An 18,132-nucleotide genomic window follows, 5' to 3' on the forward strand; every position below is an offset into this window, starting at 1 on the left:
CGAGTGGTCAGTCGGGGATGCCGTTCGGGGGTGTGACGGGGGCGTGGTGGACGGGCGGGCCCGGGTCCGCCGGGATGCGGTCGTCGAGGAAGCCGTACGCGCTCCTGAGTTCGGGGTCGTTCAGCGCGCGCCACCACCGGTCGATGCCGTACCAGCCGGGTGCGGCCAGCGCCCCGCCGTGGTGCCGCACGGACAGCCCGGCCGCCAGCACCGCGAACCGCAGCCGTTCCGCCAGCGGCCAGCCGCCCAGCGAAGCCGCGACGAAACTCGCGCCGAAGACGTCCCCGGCGCCCGTCGCGTCCAGCACGTCGAGGTCGAGAGCGGGGACGTCCGCGTACTCGCCGGTGGTCTGGTCGACGGCGACCGCGCCCTCGCCGCCGCGGGTGACCACGGCCACCGGCACCAGCTCACTGAGTGCGCCGAGCGCCGCGACCGCGCTGTCCGTGCGGGTGTACGCCATCGCCTCGACCTCGTTGGGCAGGAACGCGTGGCACAGGGAGAGCTGGTCGAGGAGGTCGGTGGACCACTGCTGGGTGGGGTCCCAGCCCACGTCGGCGTAGATCTGTGTGCCGTTCGCGGCCGCCTTGGCGAGCCACGCGTGGGGTTCGGCCTCGAGGTGCACGAGGGCGGTGCGCGCCTCGGGCGGGTCGCCCATGAGCGCGTCCTGCGAGTACGGGGGGTCCTGGCCGTGGGTGACGAGGGCCCGGTCGGAGCCGTGCGCGATGGAGACGGTGACCGGGGTGTGCCAGCCGTCCGCCGTGCGGGAGAGGGACAGGTCGACGCCCTCCTGGCCGGCGAGGACGTCCCGGCAGTACATGCCGTAGAAGTCGTCGCCGAAGACCGTCGCCAGGGACGTCTTCAGGCCGAACCGCGATGCGGCGACCGCGAGGTTGGCGATGCCGCCGGGACTGCTGCCCATGCCGGCCGTCCAGATCTCCTCGCCCGGCGTCGGGGGCCTGCCCAGACCCGTGAGGACGAGGTCGTAGAAGAGCAGCCCGGTCAGCAGCACATCGGGCCGGTCGTCGTCCACGCGGACATCCTCTCCGTCAAAACTCTTCATTTCAGTGACCGGAATCGTGCGCCGCTCCGGGAGTTTGGTCAATACCCGAGCAGAAGTGAGCATAGAAATGATTGAAGATGACGAGTAGTGTTCACGGCGTGCTGGCAGAACGACGACACCAACTCATCCTGCGGGCCCTGCGCTCGGGCGGCCCCGCGGCCGTGACCGATCTCTCCGAGCAGCTGGGGGTGAGCCCCGCCACGATCCGGCGTGACCTGCTCAAACTCGAGGAGGACGGGCTGCTCACCCGGGTGCACGGCGGCGCCGTCGTCGAGGAGGGCGACCAGCCCTTCGCCGAGGTCGCCGAGGTGCGCGTGCCCCAGAAGGACGCGATAGCCGCGCGGGCGGCGGCGATGATCGCGGACGGTCAGTCGGTGCTGCTCGACATCGGCACCACCGCCTACCGGCTGGCCCGGCAGCTGCACGGCCGCCGGCTCACCGTGATCACCAGCAACCTGGTGGTGTACGAGGAACTCGCCGACGACGAGGGCATCGAGCTGGTGCTGCTCGGCGGCATGGTCCGCCGCGAGTACCGCTCCCTGGTCGGCTTCCTCACCGAGGACAACCTGCGCCAGCTGCACGCCGACTGGCTCTTCCTCGGCACCAGTGGAGTGCGGCCCGGCGGGCAGGTGATGGACACGACGGTCGTCGAGGTGCCGGTCAAGCGGGCCATGATCAAGGCCAGTGACCGGGTCGTGCTGCTCGCCGACTCGGCGAAGTTCCCGGGTACGGGTATGGCAAAGGTCTGCGGCCCCGAGGAGCTGGACGTGGTGGTGACGGACGCGGCCGTGGAGCCGGCGACCCGGACCGCGCTGCGGGAAGCGGGCGTCGAGGTCATCGTGGTGGGAAGGGTGCAGGCGTGAAGCTGACGATTCTGGGCGGCGGCGGATTCCGGGTGCCGCTCGTGTACGGGGCGCTCCTCGGGGACCACGCCGAGGGCCGGGTCACCCAGGTCGTGCTGCACGACCTGGACGCCCAGCGGCTCTCCGCGGTGACCCGCGTCCTCGCCGAGCAGGCGGCCGGCGTGCCCGACGCGCCCGAGGTGGCCGCCACGACGGACCTCGACGAGGCTCTGCGCGGTGCCGACTTCGTCTTCTCCGCGATCCGCGTCGGCGGGCTGGAGGGACGGGCGAACGACGAGCGGGTGGCGCTCGCGGAGGGCGTCCTCGGCCAGGAGACGGTCGGCGCGGGCGGCATCGCCTACGGCCTGCGGACCGTGCCCGTCGCCGTCGACATCGCGCAGCGCGTGGCCCGCCTGGCGCCCGACGCCTGGGTCATCAACTTCACCAACCCGGCCGGCCTCGTCACCGAGGCCATGTCCCGCCACCTCGGCGACCGCGTCATCGGCATCTGCGACTCGCCGGTCGGACTCGGCCGCCGTATCGCCCGTGTGCTCGGCGTGCAGAACCCGGCCGAGGCATGGATCGACTACGTCGGCCTGAACCACCTCGGCTGGGTGCGCGGCCTGCGCGTTGCGGGCCGCGACGAACTCCCGCGGCTGCTCGCCGACCCCGGCCTGCTCGGCTCCTTCGAGGAGGGCAAGCTCTTCGGCGCCGACTGGCTGCGGTCGCTGGGCGCGATCCCCAACGAGTACCTGCACTACTACTACTTCAACCGGGAAGCCGTACGCGCCTACCAGGAGGCCGAGCAGACCCGCGGTGCCTTCCTGCGCGACCAACAGGCCCGCTTCTACGCCGAGATGAGGAACCCGGACGCCTCGGCGCTGAAGGCCTGGGACGCCACCCGTGCCGAGCGCGAGGCCACCTACATGGCCGAGAACCGCGAGACCGCCGGCGCCGGTGAGCGCGACGCCGACGACCTGTCCGGCGGCTACGAGAAGGTGGCGCTGGCGTTGATGCGGGCCATCGCCCGCGACGAACGCACCACCCTGATCCTCAACGTCCGCAACCGCAGCACGCTCTCGGTGCTGGACTCCGAGGCGGTGATCGAGGTCCCGTGCCTGGTCGACGCGAACGGCGCGCACCCGGTCGCCGTCGATCCGCTGCCCGACCACGCCACCGGCCTGGTCTGCGCGGTGAAGGCGGTCGAGCGCGAGGTGCTCGCCGCCGCCGACTCCGGCTCCCGTACGACGGCCGTGAAGGCCTTCGCCCTGCACCCGCTTGTCGACTCGGTCAACGTGGCCCGGCGGCTCGTCGACGGCTACACGGCCGTCCACCCCGGCCTCTCGTACCTCAAGTAGAGCCCTGAGGAGAGCTGTCCCATGCACGACGAACGCCGCCGGATCGAGGAGCGCGTCGAACGCGTCCACAACCAGCGCATCAAGCCCGCGGTGTACGCGGCCACCGTCCCCCTTCAGGTGGCGGCCTGGCAGGCGCCGGGGGAGCCGGTCCCGTTCGAGGACGCCGCCGCGGCCACGTACGAGCCCTTCGCGATGGACACCCCGTGGGGCCCGCCCTGGGGCACCACCTGGTTCCGTATGCAAGGCCAGGTGCCCGCCGACTGGGCCGGCCGGCGCGTCGAGGCGGTCATCGACCTCGGCTTCGTCGGCGACTGGCCGGGCAACCAGGCCGAGGCGCTGGTCCACCTGCCCGACGGGACGCCCTTGAAAGCGGTCAACCCGCAGAACCAGTACGTGCCGATCGCGCGCTCGGCAGCGGGCGGCGAGGAGATCCACTATCTGGTGGAGGCGGCTTCCAACCCTGACATCCTCGCCAATGACTTCGCCGCCCCGACCCCGCTCGGCGACGTCCTCACCGCCGGCGACAGGCCCCTCTACACGTTCCGCCGCGCCGACCTCGCCGTCCTCGACGAGGAGGTCTGGCACCTCTCGCTCGACGTCCAGGTGCTGCGCGAGCTGATGCTGGAGCTCGGCGAGCACGAGCCGCGCCGCCACGAGATCGCGCACGCCCTGGACCGCTCCCTCGACGCCCTCGACCTGGACGACATCCCGGGCACGGCGGCCGACGCCCGCGCCGTTCTCCAGCCCGTCCTCGCCAAGCCCGCGCACGCCAGCGCGCACACCCTCTCCGCCGTCGGCCACGCACACATCGACTCCGCGTGGCTGTGGCCGATCCGCGAGACCAAGCGCAAGACCTCCCGCACCTTCTCCAACGTCACCGCACTCGCCGAGGAGTACGAGGAGTTCGTCTTCGCCTGCTCCCAGGCCCAGCAGTACGAGTGGGTGCGCGACAACTACCCGAAGGTGTGGGAGCGGATCAAGAAGGCGGTCGTCGACGGTAGTTGGGCGCCGGTCGGCGGCATGTGGGTGGAGGCCGACGGCAACCTGCCCGGTGGCGAGGCGATGGCCCGGCAGCTGATCCACGGCAAGCGCTTCTTCATGGAGCACTTCGGCATCGAGACCAAGGGCGTGTGGCTGCCCGACTCCTTCGGATACACCGCGGCCTACCCGCAGCTCGCCAAGCTCGCCGGCAACGACTGGTTCCTGACCCAGAAGATCTCCTGGAACCAGACCAACAAGTTCCCCCACCACACGTTCTGGTGGGAGGGCATCGACGGCACCCGCATCTTCACCCACTTCCCGCCCGTCGACACCTACAACGCCGAGTTCTCCGGCAAGGAGATGGCCCACGCCGTCCGCAACTACCAGGACAAGGGCCGCGGTACGACGTCCCTGGCGCCCTTCGGCCACGGCGACGGCGGCGGCGGCCCCACCCGCGAGATGCTGGAGCGGGCCCGGCGCCTCGCCGACCTGGAGGGCTCGGCGAAGGTCCGGATCGAGCACCCGGACGCCTTCTTCGCCGCTGCCCGCGAGGAGTACCCGGACGCGCCGGTGTGGGCGGGCGAGCTCTACCTGGAGCTGCACCGCGCCACCTACACCACCCAGGCCCGCACCAAGCAGGGCAACCGCCGCAGCGAACACCGGCTGCGCGAGGCCGAGCTGTGGGCGACGACCGCCGCGCTGCACGCGCCGGGCTACTCCTACCCGTACGAGCAGCTCGACCGCCTGTGGAAGACGGTCCTCCTCCACCAGTTCCACGACATCCTGCCGGGGTCGTCGATCGCATGGGTGCACCGGGAGGCGGAGGCAGAGTATGCGCGGGTGGCAGGGGAGTTGGAGGCGGTGACGGGGGAGGCCCTCGCTGCGCTGGGCACCGGCGAGGCCCGGGCCTTCAACACCAGTCCGTTCGACCGGGCCGAGGTGGTGCGGAGGGCCGACGGTGAGACCACCGTCGTGAACGTGCCGGCGAACGGGAGCGCTCCGCTCGGCAACGCCCTGACCCAGGACATGGTTGTGGTGACGGACCGCGTCATCGACAACGGCCTGGTCCGGGTCGAACTGGCCGACGACGGAACCCTCGCCTCCGTACGCGACCTGCGCGCGCAGCGTGAAGTCCTCGCCGGCAAAGGCAACCTGCTCCGCCTCCACACGGACCTGCCCAACTACTGGGACGCCTGGGACATCGACAAGCACTACAAGAACCGCTACACGGACCTGCTGGACGCCGAGTCCATCACCGTCGTGGAGCGGGACCCGCTGCTCGGGGCGCTCAAGGTCGAGCGCTCCTTCGGCCGGGGATCGAGGATCACCCAGACGATCACTCTCCGCTCCGGCAGCTCCCGCATCGACATCGAGACCGAGATCGACTGGCACGAGGCCGAGAAGATCCTCAAGGCGGGCTTCCCGGTCGACATCCGCGCCCAGCACTCCTCCGCGGAGATCCAGTTCGGCCACGTCCAGCGCCCCACCCACACCAACACCAGCTGGGAGGCGGCCCGTTTCGAGGTCTCCGGCCACCGCTGGGTGCACATCGGCGAACCCGGTTACGGCGTCGCGGTGATCAACGACTCGACGTACGGCCACGACGTGTCCCGTACAGTCCGCGAGGACGGAGGTACGACCACCACGGTCAGCCTCAGCCTGGTCCGCGCCCCGCGCGTCCCGGACCCCGAGGCCGACCAGGGCCGGCACCGGTTCACGTACTCGCTGCTGCCCGGCGCGAGCATCGAGGACGCGATCGCCGAAGGCTACGCCCTCAACCTGCCGCTGCGCGTCGCCGACGCGGCGGGCACGCCGGAGCCGGTCGTGTCCGTGGCCGGCGAGGGCGTGACCGTCGAGGCGGTGAAGCTTGCGGACGACCGGTCCGGCGACGTCGTGGTCCGCCTCTACGAGTCCCGCGGCGGCCGGGCCCAGGGCGTGTTGCGCACCGGCTTCCCGTTCGCGGGGGCCCAGGTCACCGACCTGCTGGAACGACCGCTCCACGACGCGGACGTCACCGGCGACGGCGGGGTCTCCGTCACGCTGCGACCCTTCCAGGTGCTGACGCTGCGGCTGAAGAGGAGCTGACGCGTGCCCGTACAACCCTGGTTCACCGACGCCAAGCTGGGGATCTTCGTCCACTGGGGCATCTACGCCGTCGACGGCGTCCAGGAATCCTGGTCGTTCTACGACGACATCGTGCCGCACGACCAGTACATGTCCCAGCTCGACCGTTTCACCGCGTCCCGGTACGACCCGCGAGAGTGGGCGAAGCTCTTCGCCCGCGCCGGCGCCCGGTACGCCGTGCTCACCAGCCGCCACCACGACGGCGTCGCCCTGTGGGACACCGCCCACGGCGACCTGAACGTGGGCCGCGACCTGATAGCCGGCTACGCCGACGCCCTGCGCGAGCAGGGCCTCAAGGTCGGCCTGTACTACTCGCACTCCGACTGGAACCACCCCGACTACGCCTCCACGCGCAAGCCGGGCCGCCCGCCGGAACTGGAGGACAACCGCTACTCCGAGGTCGCGGCCGAGTTCGAGGACCTGGCCGCCTGGGAGCGGTTCATCGCCTACCGCGACGGTCAGATCCGCGAACTCACCAGCCGCTACAAGCCCGACCTGATGTGGTTCGACGGCGAGTGGGACCGCAGCGAGGAACAGTGGCGCATCCCGGAACTCGCCGCGCTCATCCGTTCCGAGGTGCCGGACGTCGTCTTCAACGCCCGCATGCTCAGCGAGGGCGACTACGCGACCCCCGAACAGGGCGCACCCGTCGTACCGCCCGAGGGCCCCTGGGAACTCTGCCTGACCATCAACGACTCCTGGGGTCACCAACACCACGACCACAACCACAAGTCGGTCGACCAGCTGATCCGCTACTTCACCGAGACCATCGGGGGCGGCGGCAATCTGCTGCTCAGCGTCGGCCCGCGGGAGGACGGCACCATCCCCGTCGAGCACGCCGAACGGCTCGAGGGCCTCGGCGCCTGGATCGCCCGACACGCGGAGGCCGTGTACGGGACCGTGCGCGGCCTGCCCGCCGGCCATCACTACGGCCCCAGCACCCTCTCGAAGGACCGCCGCACGCTCTATCTGACCCTCTTCGACGCTCCGCGCGCCGAGATCGGCGTACGCGGACTGCTGAGCTCCGTACGCCGGGTCACCGTGCTCGGCAGCGGGACCGAACTGTCCCACCGGGTCATCGGCGGTCTGCACGAAGCACCGGGCGTGCTCTGGATCCAGCCGCCGGCCGCGGCGGACCTCGACCCGCACGCCACGGTGCTCGCGGTCGAACTGGACGGCGAGCTGGAGCTGTACCGGGGCTCGGGCCGGTTCTGAGGGCGGACCGAAGCCGTTCCCATGAAGAATTAAGGAAGTGGTAGATCACCTGGTCACGGCGGCTCTGGCAGCCGCCGTGAACCGGACTCGTTGCCTCCTGGACATCTGAAGTTTGCCTGTCACCCCTGGGATGCCGGAGCAAGGAGCAGAGAAAGGTGGCACTGTGCGAGACCCGCGTATGTCCGCGATCGGGAAAGGGCTGAAGCGCCGCGGCCGGCTGATGGTCCAGGCGGTGAGCCCGCCGCGCCGCCAGTTGAACGCCATGCCGGCCCCGCGGGGGCCCCGTGAGTCGTCGTACGTCGCCCCGCGCGCCCCGCGGCTCGTGGACTCGCCGGTGTTCGTGCTGTCCTCGGTGCGCTCCGGCTCGACCCTGCTGCGGGTGCTGCTGAACAGCCACAGCCGCATCCGGGCCCCGCACGAGATGCATCTGCGCACCGTCCACGTCCAGCTGACCCGCAGCTTCAGCGCGGAGGCCATGAAGGCGCTGGAACTCGACAAGACCGAGCTGGAGCACCTGCTGTGGGACCGGGTGCTGCACCTGGAGCTCACCCGCAGCGGCAAGGACGTCATCGTTGACAAGACGCCGCCGAACACCCTCATCTGGCCCCGGCTGCACCGATGTTGGCCGAACGCCCGCTACATCCTCCTGCTGCGTCACCCGGGCGCGGTCATCGCGTCCCTCACCGAGCGCCGCCGGGATCCCGACCTTCGGTCCATCCACGCCGAGGTCCTCGGGTACGCCGAGAAGCTGGAGCAGGCGCGCCGGACCCTCGACGCGCACGTGATCACGTACGAGGAGCTCACCGCCGAGCCGGAGCAGACGACGCGCGGCCTGTGCGAGTACCTCGGCGTCGAGTGGGAGAGCGACATGCTCGACTACGGCAGCCGGGACCACGGCACGTTCCGCCCCCAGCTCGGCGACTGGAGCAGCACCATCAAGTCGGGCCGCATCCAGCCCGCCAGGCCGGCCGACCCTTCCACCGAACTCCCGCCTCGACTGGCGGAGCTGGCGAAGGCGTGGGGTTACCGGGTCTAACACCGGGAGGGCGTGCCGACGTAAAGGGGCGCGGGGCCGTGTCAATATGCGGCTCCGCCGCGTGGGCGCGACAAGCCACGAACAACCCGCACCCGGCAGAAGCCCTAAAGCGGCAGTACCTGAGCCGCACTACCGACGGAGTCAACCGGCGTGGGAGAAGGAACCGCCGGCAGCGTCTCCGGTGCCTCCCGCTGCTGCGGAACCGCCACCGGCCTGAGCGGCCGCGGAGCGGACACCACCGTGTAGTCCTGCCCGAGGAACGGCGGCACGATCTCCCCGGGATCATCCCCGAGAGCCAGCCGCACAGCCGCCCAGGGCGCGTTGACCCCGCACAGCGACAGCTGGTGCAACCCACCCGCCGGACGCGCGTTGACATCCATCAGCACCGGCTGCTCGTCGAACATCCGGAACTGGATGTTGGACAGATAGTGCAGCCCGAAACCCTCCGCGAGTCGCCGCGCCGGCTCCAGCCACTGTTCGTGCAGCGTGAAACCGCGCCGGCGCCCGTTCTTCGTCCGTCCGACGATCAGCCGCACCTGGTTGTCCGTGCCGGTGAGGCAGTCCACGGACACCTCCGGCTGCTCCAGCCGCGGCATCACCAGCCAGTCGACGGGCTCGTCGGCCTGTCGCACCGCCTCGAGCACCAGGTCGAGCGGCACGTAGGGGCTCGGGAACCCGCTGAGGTGCAGAAGCGAGAAAGGGGCGCGTGTGATCACACGGAAGCCCACCCCGCCCGCCCCGGACGCCGGCTTGAAGCACGCCCTGTGCCCGGCCGCCTCCAACTCCTCGACGGCCGCGACCAGTTCGTCGGCGCTGCGCACCCGCCACCACGGCGGCACGGGCACGCCGATCGCCTGGACCGCCTCGTAGGCGATCACCTTGTCCTGGAAGACGGCCACGGCCTCCGGCGGCGGCGCCAGCAGCGCCGTACCCACCGCCTCGAACTCGGCGCGGTGCGCCACGATCGCCGCCTGGTGCAGCCGCGGCACGAACACGTCGATACCGCGCCTGGCGCACAGGTCCAGGGCGAACTCGACGTACGCGGCCGGGGACAGGCCCTCCGGCTCCAGCTCGGCCGTGTCGGCGGCGGCCAGTACGGGCGAGTCGGGGTCGCCGTGCGTGGCGTGGATCTCGACGGCCCGGTCGCTGGGATTTCTCCGCAGCTGATCCATGAAGAACACGTTCTCCGCGTACGTGCGGTTGAGCCAGACGCGTACGCGAGAGACCATGCAGGCCGCCTTTCACGGTTCGCGGGCACGGCGGAGCGAGGCCGGCCCGGCCTGGGGTGGTTGGAGGGACACCGAACCGCCCCTGCGTGAAGGGAGTTTCGTGGCGGTGGTGTTGGGGCGATCATACGGCTTCGCGGACCCGCTGCGTGCAACGTGCGTGTTACGGATTCTCCGGTCGTGCCCACCCGCAGCGCGGGTGCCTGATACCCCGCCGGTACGCTCGGGTCGCCCTTGCCTGACGAGCCGCGGCTGTGTTCTCGTGGTCCCGTCCGTGTGATCGTAAGGGGGCGACAAGTGACATCGACGGCCGGTGGTGCCGGGCAGCTGCTGGCCATCAGCGACCTGCACATCGGGTACGCCGAGAACCGCGATCTGGTCAGGAAGATGCGCCCCGGCTCCGACGACGACTGGCTGCTCGTGGCCGGTGACGTCGCCGAAACCGTGGCCGACATCCGCTGGGCGCTGGAAACCCTCGCGGGCCGCTTCCGCAAGGTGATCTGGGCGCCCGGCAACCACGAACTGTGGACCCACCCGTCGGACCCCGTCACCCTGCGCGGGGTCGCCCGCTACGAGCACCTGGTCGAGGTGTGCCGTGAGCTGGGCGTGACGACGCCCGAGGACCCGTACCCGGTCTGGGACGGCCCCGGCGGGCCGGTGGCCGTGGCGCCGCTGTTCCTGCTGTACGACTACAGCTTCCTGCCCTCCGGCTGCACGACCAAGGACGAGGGCCTGGCGTACGCGCACTCGACCGGCATCGTCTGCAACGACGAGTACCTGCTGCACCCCGACCCCTATCCCACACGTGAGGACTGGTGCCGGGCCCGGGTCGCGGAGAGCGGGCGCAGGCTCGCCGAGCTCCCCGATGACCTGCCGACCGTCCTGGTCAACCACTATCCGCTGGACCGGCACCCGACGGAGGTCCTCTGGTACCCCGAGTTCGCCATGTGGTGCGGCACCCGGCTGACCGCGGACTGGCATCGCCGGTTCCGGGTGGAGACCATGGTCTACGGGCACCTGCACATCCCGCGGACCACCTGGCACGAGGGCGTCCGCTTCGAAGAGGTGTCCGTGGGCTACCCGCGCGAATGGCGGGGGCGCCCGCAGCCGCCCGGCCGGCTGCGCCGCATCCTGCCGAGAGAGGAAGCGACCCGGTGATCGAGGAGCTGCTGCCCGACTCCGTGGTGGCCGTCGAGGCACACGACGACGGGACCGAGCCGGCGCCGCTGTACCCGGAGGAGGCGGCGGTGGTCGTGCGGGCCGTCGCCAAGCGCCGGCGTGAGTTCGCCGTCGTACGCGGCTGCGCCCGCCGCGCCATGGAGAAGCTCGGCGTGCCGCCGCAGGCCGTCCTGCCCGGGGAACGCGGCGCTCCGCGCTGGCCGGACGGCCTGATCGGCAGCATGACCCACTGCGACGGCTACGGCGCCGCCGCCCTGGTCCGCGCCACCGACCTGGCCTCCCTCGGTATCGACGCCGAACCCCACGCACCGCTCCCGGAGGGAGTCCTGGAGTCCGTCGCCCTGCCGGGCGAGCAGGACCGGCTGCGCCGCCTGGCCGCGGAGCACCCCGCGCTCCCGTGGGACCGGCTCCTGTTCAGCGCCAAGGAGTCGGTCTACAAGGCGTGGTTCCCGCTCACCCGGAAGTGGCTGGACTTCTCGGAGGCCGACATCGACCTCGTCATCGACCCGCACGGGCGGACGCACGGCCGTTTCCGCGCCGCACTGCTCGTACCGGGCCCTGTCGTCGGCGGCGAACGCCTCGGCGGCTTCGAGGGACGCTGGACCGTCCAACGGGGTCTGGTGGCGACGGCGGTGGTGGTGCCGCACATCTGACGGCGGCCGGAACCGTCAGGGCTTCGGGCACCAGCTCTGCAGCAGGCGGAAGAACTCCTCCTCGTTGCCGGTCAGGCCCGCGGCCGCCAGCGCCTGTTCCGCCTCGGCGAGGACGGCGGGCGGGACGACGGGTGGCATACGGGCGTCCGGTGGGCCGGCCGCGGTGTCGAACGCCGCCCGTACCGTGTGCAGCAGTCGAAGATAGGCCTGCACGGCCATGCGCTCGCGGTCGGTCAGTACGGCTGTGGGCATCGGTCGGCTCTCCCCGCCTCGTCGTGGCCTCACGCGCCCGGAGGGCACGTACGCCCCGCTCACCGGTGGCGCCCCTCCAGCTTGCCGTCCACCACTGACAATCCGGCTCTGCCGCCCCTCGGTTCGCCCGCTCAGCGGAGGCGGAACGTCATCGAAGGACGCTCGGCGGCCTCAGCCCTGCGGGCCCAGATACCCCAGCGACGCCTCGATCCGCCCGGCGAGATGATCCCGCTGCACCGGACCGCGCAGCGCCGAACCGGCAAGCCACGTACGGCACTTGCTGGCGAGCAGCAGCCCGAAGCTCTCCGCCTCCTTCTCGTCGGCGAGGTCGAACCGGGTGCGCGCGGCGACCTTCAGGACCGTCGCCTGGAGATCGGCGTCGTCGTCGAGTAAACGGGCCGCGACCGCGGCGCCCTCGACGTGATGGCTGCAGTGCCCCCGCTTCATGTGCCACAGCTCGTGCCCGAGGATCACCAACTGGTGGTCGGGCGCGGTGCGTTCCTCGATGACCACGAGGTCCTGGTCGGCCATGTCGAGCCACAGCCCGCTGGCCGTGCCGGGCGGGAAGGCGGCCGTACGGAAGTGGACGGGGCGGCCGCGGCGTCTGCTCATCGCGTCGCAGAGGGCGGCGTACAGGTCGGCGGGCCTGGCCGGCGCGGGCAGCGTGAGCTCCGCGACCAGCTCGCCGCACAGCCGGCGCATTTCCCTACCGATGCCCACAGGTAACCCCCGGATCACGACTCGGGCCGCTGCACGCTCTCCAGGAGCATGTCCAGCCACTCGGCGACCTTGTCACGGTGCTGGTCGGTGGGCAGTTGGGCGGCCCGCCAGGCGATGCCGCGGACGCCGTGGTCCTGCAACAGCCGCTCCAGCGGGTCGTCGGCGGCAGCGGCCGCCTCCCGCTCCCGGTCGGCGAGCTTCTGCAGCAGCTCCTGCTCGGTGCGCTGGAGCGTGCCCGCGAGCGCCTCCGGGTCCTCGGCCGTGAGGAATCCGGCGTGCACCCGGAAGAAGCGCTGGATGGCGTCGCAGTGCTCCATGGTCGGCCGCCGGTCGCCGTTGATGAGGGCGCCGGCCTGCTGCCGCGACATGCCCGCGCCGTCGGCGATCTCCTGCTGGGTGTACCTGCGCCCGTTGGGTTTCAGCCGGGTGCGGCGCAGCAGGTCCAGGCGCTGAAGGAACCGGGCCTGCACGTCCGGCTCGCCTGCCGGGCGCCCGCTCAGCAGGTCCTTGACGACGGGCTCGGGGACACCGGAGGCCACGGACAGCCGGGCCGTGTCGAAGACCTCCGCGTGCGGTACGCCGAGCCGGTCGGCGAGCGCGGTGACGCGGGCGATCACGGCCGGCAGGGTGGCCGTCGCCGTGGCGCCCGGAACCTCGTAGCCATCCGTCACCGACAGGTCTCCTACGTCTCTCACAGGCTTGTGGTCAGTGGTTGCCGTGAACTTCCCGGAGATTAGCGGGTGCTTCGAACTCACATCCAGGTCTCGCCACAACTGTGGCCAATTTCAGCCGTCAACGGGCATGAAATGCCACGATAGTTGACATCGCAAGCGCCGGGGCAGCAGGATCGGGACGCCGCGTGAAGGCCGCATAGGCAAGAGGGGTGACCTCCCGATGGCACATCAGGCAGGAGGGCAGCGGTCCGCGCTGCGGTCCGTCCCCGAGCGTTCCGAGGTGCGGTCGTATCTCCAGGACTACGCCACGTTGCTCGAGGCCGTCCCGTTTCCGTCCGTCGTCGTCGACCACTGCTGGGACGTCGTCCTGGCCAACAGCGCGTTCCAGAGCCTCTTCCGCGAGATCGGTCCGCATCCGACGGCGATGCCGGGCGACAACTTCCTCAGGTTCGTGCTGTTCCACCCCGAAGCGCCCGCCGTCCTCGGCGAGCACGAGTCCCGCTGGTTCCTGCCGATGCTGGCCCACTTCGCGGCCGCCGTGGAGCGGCACGGGCACGACCACGGACTGCAGGCGATCCGCCGGGAGATCGCGCAGGACCCGATCATGGAGGCCGCCTTCCGGCAGGGCCTGCCGCACTGGATCCGGTCCGTCGGTGAGGCCGCCGTCGAGCACGACGGGGCGGTCCGCCCGCTGCTGCACCCCGACCCGCGCTGGGGCGCCACCGAGTGCCGCATCGTCGGCGAGACCCCGAGGACCCTGCAGGACATGGGATACACCCGGCTGACCATGGTGCTGCGCGAAGTGCGCCGGCCGGCTCCCGTGCCGCGCCGCCGGCCGCGCGAGCGCCGCACGGCGAGCCACCTCAGCGTGGTGCCCGCCCCCGAGGCCTGACCGGGCACCGTCGGCGTTCAGGTCGCCGGCGGCGCCACGGTCGGGGTTTGTCTGCATCCGCCGTGCGCGAGGTGTTCCGCCGATCTGTGCTGTGTGACATATTACTGCTGTGGGCAACCAACTCACCTGCGATGTCGTGGTCGTCGGGGCCGGAATGGTGGGCGCCGCGTGCGCCCTGTACGCGGCCCGGGCCGGCCTGGACGTCGTCGTGGTCGACCGCGGTCCGGTGGCCGGCGGCACCACCGGCGCCGGCGAGGGCAACGTCCTCGTCTCCGACAAGGAGCCGGGCCCCGAGCTGGACCTCGCGCTGCTGTCGAGCCGGTTGTGGGCCGACCTCGCGCAGGAGTTCGGGAAGTCCGTCGAGTACGAGGCCAAGGGCGGCGTCGTGGTGGCGTCGACCCCCGACGGGCTCACCGCACTGGAGCGCTTCGCCACCGGGCAGCGCGCCGCAGGAGTCATCGCGCAGCCGGTTGCGGCCGACACGCTGTACGACCTCGAACCCCACCTCGCCCCGGGCCTTCCGGGCGGCGTGCACTACCCCCAGGACTCCCAGGTCATGCCCGCCCTGGCCGCCGCCGAACTGCTGCGGGCATCCGGCGCCCGCCTCTTCACCGGCCGGAACGTGACGGACGTACTGCGCACCCCGGACGGCACCGTCCGCGGAGTCCGTACCGACCGGGGCGATGTGCACGCCCCGGCGGTGGTCAACGCGGCCGGCACCTGGGGCGCGGAACTCGCCGCGCTCGCGGGCACGTTCCTGCCCGTCCTCCCGCGCCGCGGCTTCGTCCTCGTCACCGAACCGCTCCCGCGCCTGGTCCGCCACAAGGTGTACGCCGCCGACTACGTGGCCGACGTGGCCAGCGACTCGGCGCAGCTCCAGACCTCGCCGGTCGTGGAGGGCACCGCCGCCGGGCCGGTACTGATCGGCGCGAGCCGCGAACGCGTCGGCTTCGACCGGACCTTCTCGCTGCCCGTCGTCCGGGCCCTGGCGGCGGGCGCGACCCGGCTGTTCCCGTTCCTGGAGCGGGTTCGCGCCCTGCGCGCCTACCTCGGCTTCCGCCCGTATCTGCCCGACCACCTGCCCGCCATCGGCCCCGACCCCCGGGTCCCCGGCCTGCACCACGCCTGCGGCCACGAGGGCGCGGGCATCGGGCTCGCCACCGGCACCGGTCACCTGATCGCGCAGGTGCTCACCGCGAAGACCCCCGATCTCGACCTGACGCCGCTGCGCCCCGACCGCTTTCCCGCACCCGAGGAGGGCCCGTGAACCCGCTGGAGCTGGCGCGCGCGCAACCGGGACCGGCCTTCACGGTCACCCTGGACGGCCGCGTGATCGAGGCACTGCCCGGCCAGACGGTCGCCGCCGCGCTCTGGTCGGCCGGCGTCACCTCGTGGCGCGCCACCCGGGGCGCGGGCCGGCCGCGCGGGATCTTCTGCGGGATCGGCGTCTGCTTCGACTGCCTGGTGACCGTCAACGGCCGCCCGAACCAGCGGGCCTGCCTGGTGCCGGTGCGGCCGGGCGATGCGATCCGTACGCAGGAGGGGACGGGCCACGATGACTGAGCGACCGCACCTTGCGGTGATCGGCGCAGGCCCGGCGGGGCTCGCCGCCACCGTCGCCGCGGCGGCGCGCGGGGTCCGGGTCACGTTGGTGGACGCGGCGACCGAGGCGGGCGGGCAGTTCTACCGGCAGCCCGCCGCCGGGCTCGGCGCCCGCCGCGCGCAGGCCCTGCACCACCACTGGCGGACCTGGCAGCGGCTGCGGGACGCCCTCGCCGGGCACGTCGAGGCGGGCCACGTCAGGCACCTGACGGACCATCATGTGTGGTGCGTGGAACGCGGGCCGTCCGGCGACTGCACCGTGCACGCGCTGCTCGGCCCCGAGCAGGAGGAACCCGCCACCGTCCGGTCCGACGCCGTCCTCCTCGCCACCGGTGGATACGAGAGGGTCCTGCCCTTCCCCGGCTGGACCCTGCCCGGCGTCGTCACCGCCGGCGGGGCCCAGGCCATGCTCAAGGGCACCCTTGCCGTGCCCGGACGCACCGCCGTGGTCGCCGGAACCGGCCCGTTGCTGCTCCCGGTGGCGACCGGTCTCGCCGCGGCCGGTGTCGAGGTGGCCGCGCTCGTCGAGTCCGCCGACCCCGCGGCGTTCCTGCGGCAGGCCCGGGCGCTGGCGGCACAGCCGGAGAAGGTCGCCGAAGGGATCGGATTCGCGGCCCGGTTGCTCCGGCATCGGGTACGCACTCTCGTCCGGCACACCGTCGTCGAGGCCCACGGCACCGACCGGCTGACGGCGGTCACCGTCGCCGCCCTGGACGCCGACGGCCGGATCCGGCCGGGCAGTGAACGCCGTATCCCCTGCGACACCCTCGCCGTCGGCCACGGCATGCTGCCGCACACCGACCTCGCCGAGACCCTCGGCTGCCGCCTCGACGGGGCCGGCGTGCACGTCGACGACGAACAGCGCACCGACGTCCCCGACGTCTGGGCGGCCGGCGAGACCACCGGCATCGGCGGCTCGGCGCTCGCCCTCGCCGAGGGCCACATCGCCGGCTGCTCCGCTGCCGCCCGCCTGCACGGCACCGCACCCGACCCGGGCACCTGGGCCGCGGCGGCGAGGTCCCGTACCCGTCTGTGGGCGTTCTTCGCCGCCCTCGACACCGGGTACGCGCCGCCCGCGCACTGGGCCGAACAGGTCACCGACAACACCGTCGTGTGCCGGTGCGAGGAGGTCACCGCGCAGGCGATCCGTGTGGCCGTGCGGGAGCTGGGCGCCGGTGACCTGCGGACCGTGAAGCTGCTGACGCGGGCCGGGATGGGCTGGTGCCAGGGCCGGATGTGCGGGCCCGCGGTCGCCGGGCTCGCCGGGTGCCCGGAGACGGCGGGGCGCAGGCCGTTCGCCCGGCCGGTACCGCTCGGCGTGCTGGCACACGCGGGCGAACCGGACGACGACTGATCGGGCCCCACGGCCGCCGACAGTGCAATGTCACACCGTATGGAGAGGGACCACACCGCAGATGACCGTCACCGAGAACCGACCCTGGCGCGGCGTCCTCGTCGCCACCGCGCTCCCGCTGACCGACGACCTCTCCGTCGACCACGACGCATACGCCGAGCACTGCGCCTGGCTGATCGAGAACGGCTGCGACGGCGTCGTCCCCAACGGCTCCCTCGGCGAGTACCAGGTGCTCACGCCCGAGGAACGCGCCAAGGTCGTGGAGACGGCCGTGGCCGCGATCGGCGGCGACCGGGTGATGCCCGGGGTCGCCGCGTACGGCTCGGCGGAGGCCCGGCGCTGGGCCGAGCAGGCGCGCGAGGCGGGCTGCGCCGCCGTGATGCTGCTGCCGCCCAACGCCTACCGCGCCGACGAGCGGTCCGTCGTGGCGCACTACGCCGAGGTCGCGAAGGCCGGCCTGCCGGTCGTGGCGTACAACAACCCGATCGACACCAAGGTCGACCTCGTACCCGAACTCCTCGCACGGCTGCACGGCGAGGGCCACATCCACGCCGTCAAGGAGTTCTCCGGCGATGTGCGCCGCGCCTACCGGATCGCCGAACTCGCCCCCGACCTGGACCTGTTGATCGGCGCCGACGACGTCCTGCTGGAGCTCGCGATCGCAGGCGCGAAGGGCTGGGTGGCCGGCTACCCCAACGCGCTGCCGAGGTCGACCGTCGAGCTGTACCGCGCCGCCGTCGACGGGGACCTCGCGACGGCCAGGTCGCTCTACGCGCAGCTGCACCCGCTGCTGCGCTGGGACTCCAGGGTCGAGTTCGTGCAGGCGATCAAGCTGTCCATGGATGTGGTGGGCCGCCACGGCGGCCGCTGCCGTCCGCCCCGTGTCCCGCTGCTGCCCGAGCAGGAAGCCGTCGTCCGAGCCGCCACGGAGAAGGCCGTGGCGGCCGGGCTCGCCTGAAGGAGC

Annotated in this window: 17 protein-coding genes; 12 read left to right on the top strand and 5 right to left on the bottom strand. The window is 72.1% G+C overall.

Translation table 11 applies throughout. The features are described from left to right. Window positions 1-7: 7 nt before the first annotated feature. The gene (locus ACFVJQ_RS11030; RefSeq protein ID WP_385509984.1) at window positions 8-1,030 is read right to left on the bottom strand and encodes a carbohydrate kinase family protein; all 1,023 of its coding nucleotides are present in this window, start codon (window positions 1,028-1,030) and stop codon (window positions 8-10) included. 128 nt (window positions 1,031-1,158) lie between these two features. On the opposite strand from ACFVJQ_RS11030, the gene ACFVJQ_RS11035 reads away from it, so the two are divergent. The 5 genes from ACFVJQ_RS11035 (at window position 1,159) to ACFVJQ_RS11055 (ending at window position 8,616) form a co-directional block, all read left to right on the top strand. Continuing rightward, on the top strand, window positions 1,159-1,923 hold the full coding sequence (locus ACFVJQ_RS11035) for a DeoR/GlpR family DNA-binding transcription regulator (RefSeq protein ID WP_385510089.1): 765 nt from the start codon (window positions 1,159-1,161) through the stop codon (window positions 1,921-1,923). Further along, complete coding sequence (locus ACFVJQ_RS11040) at window positions 1,920-3,260, top strand: 6-phospho-beta-glucosidase (protein WP_385782745.1); 1,341 nt, start codon at window positions 1,920-1,922, stop codon at window positions 3,258-3,260. The genes ACFVJQ_RS11035 and ACFVJQ_RS11040 overlap by 4 nt, the downstream gene beginning before the upstream one ends. Before the next feature lie 21 nt (window positions 3,261-3,281). Further along, a complete protein-coding gene (locus ACFVJQ_RS11045) occupies window positions 3,282-6,326 on the top strand; it encodes an alpha-mannosidase (protein WP_385509986.1) in 3,045 nt (1,014 codons plus the stop codon). 3 nt (window positions 6,327-6,329) lie between these two features. Next, window positions 6,330-7,580, top strand: a complete 1,251-nt coding sequence (locus ACFVJQ_RS11050) for an alpha-L-fucosidase (protein ID WP_385509987.1) — start codon at window positions 6,330-6,332, stop codon at window positions 7,578-7,580. A gap of 163 nt (window positions 7,581-7,743) precedes the next feature. Beyond that, window positions 7,744-8,616 carry a sulfotransferase family protein gene (locus ACFVJQ_RS11055; protein WP_385782749.1) on the top strand — a complete coding sequence of 291 codons (873 nt, stop codon included), beginning with the start codon at window positions 7,744-7,746 and terminating at the stop codon, window positions 8,614-8,616. A gap of 104 nt (window positions 8,617-8,720) precedes the next feature. Here ACFVJQ_RS11055 and ACFVJQ_RS11060 read toward each other — a convergent pair whose 3' ends face one another. Further along, complete coding sequence (locus ACFVJQ_RS11060) at window positions 8,721-9,845, bottom strand: ATP-grasp domain-containing protein (protein WP_385782752.1); 1,125 nt, start codon at window positions 9,843-9,845, stop codon at window positions 8,721-8,723. A 294-nt stretch (window positions 9,846-10,139) separates the two neighbouring features. Here ACFVJQ_RS11060 and ACFVJQ_RS11065 point away from each other — a divergent pair, with 294 nt between their 5' ends. Continuing rightward, window positions 10,140-11,000 (top strand): metallophosphoesterase family protein, encoded by an 861-nt coding sequence (locus ACFVJQ_RS11065; protein WP_385509990.1) that lies wholly within the window; start codon window positions 10,140-10,142, stop codon window positions 10,998-11,000. Then, window positions 10,997-11,674 (top strand): 4'-phosphopantetheinyl transferase, encoded by a 678-nt coding sequence (locus ACFVJQ_RS11070; protein WP_385509991.1) that lies wholly within the window; start codon window positions 10,997-10,999, stop codon window positions 11,672-11,674. Before ACFVJQ_RS11065 ends, ACFVJQ_RS11070 begins: the two co-directional genes overlap by 4 nt. Window positions 11,675-11,689: 15 nt before the next feature. On the opposite strand, the gene ACFVJQ_RS11075 is transcribed toward ACFVJQ_RS11070, so the two are convergent. The 3 genes from ACFVJQ_RS11075 to ACFVJQ_RS11085 all read right to left on the bottom strand — a co-directional run bounded on the left by ACFVJQ_RS11075 (window position 11,690) and on the right by ACFVJQ_RS11085 (window position 13,317). Further along, on the bottom strand, window positions 11,690-11,926 hold the full coding sequence (locus ACFVJQ_RS11075; protein ID WP_385509992.1) for a hypothetical protein: 237 nt from the start codon (window positions 11,924-11,926) through the stop codon (window positions 11,690-11,692). A 171-nt stretch (window positions 11,927-12,097) separates the two neighbouring features. After that, window positions 12,098-12,628, bottom strand: coding sequence for a toxin-antitoxin system, toxin component (locus tag ACFVJQ_RS11080; protein WP_385509993.1), 531 nt, complete (start codon window positions 12,626-12,628; stop codon window positions 12,098-12,100). A 32-nt stretch (window positions 12,629-12,660) separates the two neighbouring features. Next, on the bottom strand, window positions 12,661-13,317 hold the full coding sequence (locus tag ACFVJQ_RS11085) for a helix-turn-helix domain-containing protein (RefSeq protein ID WP_385509994.1): 657 nt from the start codon (window positions 13,315-13,317) through the stop codon (window positions 12,661-12,663). Between the two features lie 223 nt (window positions 13,318-13,540). Here ACFVJQ_RS11085 and ACFVJQ_RS11090 point away from each other — a divergent pair, with 223 nt between their 5' ends. The 5 genes from ACFVJQ_RS11090 (at window position 13,541) to ACFVJQ_RS11110 (ending at window position 18,126) form a co-directional block, all read left to right on the top strand. Further along, complete coding sequence (locus tag ACFVJQ_RS11090; protein WP_385782757.1) at window positions 13,541-14,212, top strand: hypothetical protein; 672 nt, start codon at window positions 13,541-13,543, stop codon at window positions 14,210-14,212. 109 nt (window positions 14,213-14,321) lie between these two features. After that, window positions 14,322-15,479, top strand: coding sequence for an NAD(P)/FAD-dependent oxidoreductase (locus ACFVJQ_RS11095; protein WP_385509996.1), 1,158 nt, complete (start codon window positions 14,322-14,324; stop codon window positions 15,477-15,479). Next, entirely contained in the window at window positions 15,476-15,775 is a 300-nt protein-coding gene (locus ACFVJQ_RS11100; RefSeq protein ID WP_385509997.1) for a (2Fe-2S)-binding protein, read from the top strand. Before ACFVJQ_RS11095 ends, ACFVJQ_RS11100 begins: the two co-directional genes overlap by 4 nt. After that, on the top strand, window positions 15,768-17,168 hold the full coding sequence (locus tag ACFVJQ_RS11105; RefSeq protein WP_385782761.1) for an NAD(P)/FAD-dependent oxidoreductase: 1,401 nt from the start codon (window positions 15,768-15,770) through the stop codon (window positions 17,166-17,168). The genes ACFVJQ_RS11100 and ACFVJQ_RS11105 overlap by 8 nt, the downstream gene beginning before the upstream one ends. A 61-nt stretch (window positions 17,169-17,229) precedes the next feature. Further along, window positions 17,230-18,126 carry a dihydrodipicolinate synthase family protein gene (locus ACFVJQ_RS11110; RefSeq protein ID WP_385782764.1) on the top strand — a complete coding sequence of 299 codons (897 nt, stop codon included), beginning with the start codon at window positions 17,230-17,232 and terminating at the stop codon, window positions 18,124-18,126. Window positions 18,127-18,132 lie beyond the last annotated feature (6 nt).

Source organism: Streptomyces sp. NPDC127197 (genome assembly GCF_042672405.1).
In the GTDB taxonomy this organism is placed as follows: Bacteria; Actinomycetota; Actinomycetes; order Streptomycetales; family Streptomycetaceae; genus Streptomyces; species Streptomyces flavusporus.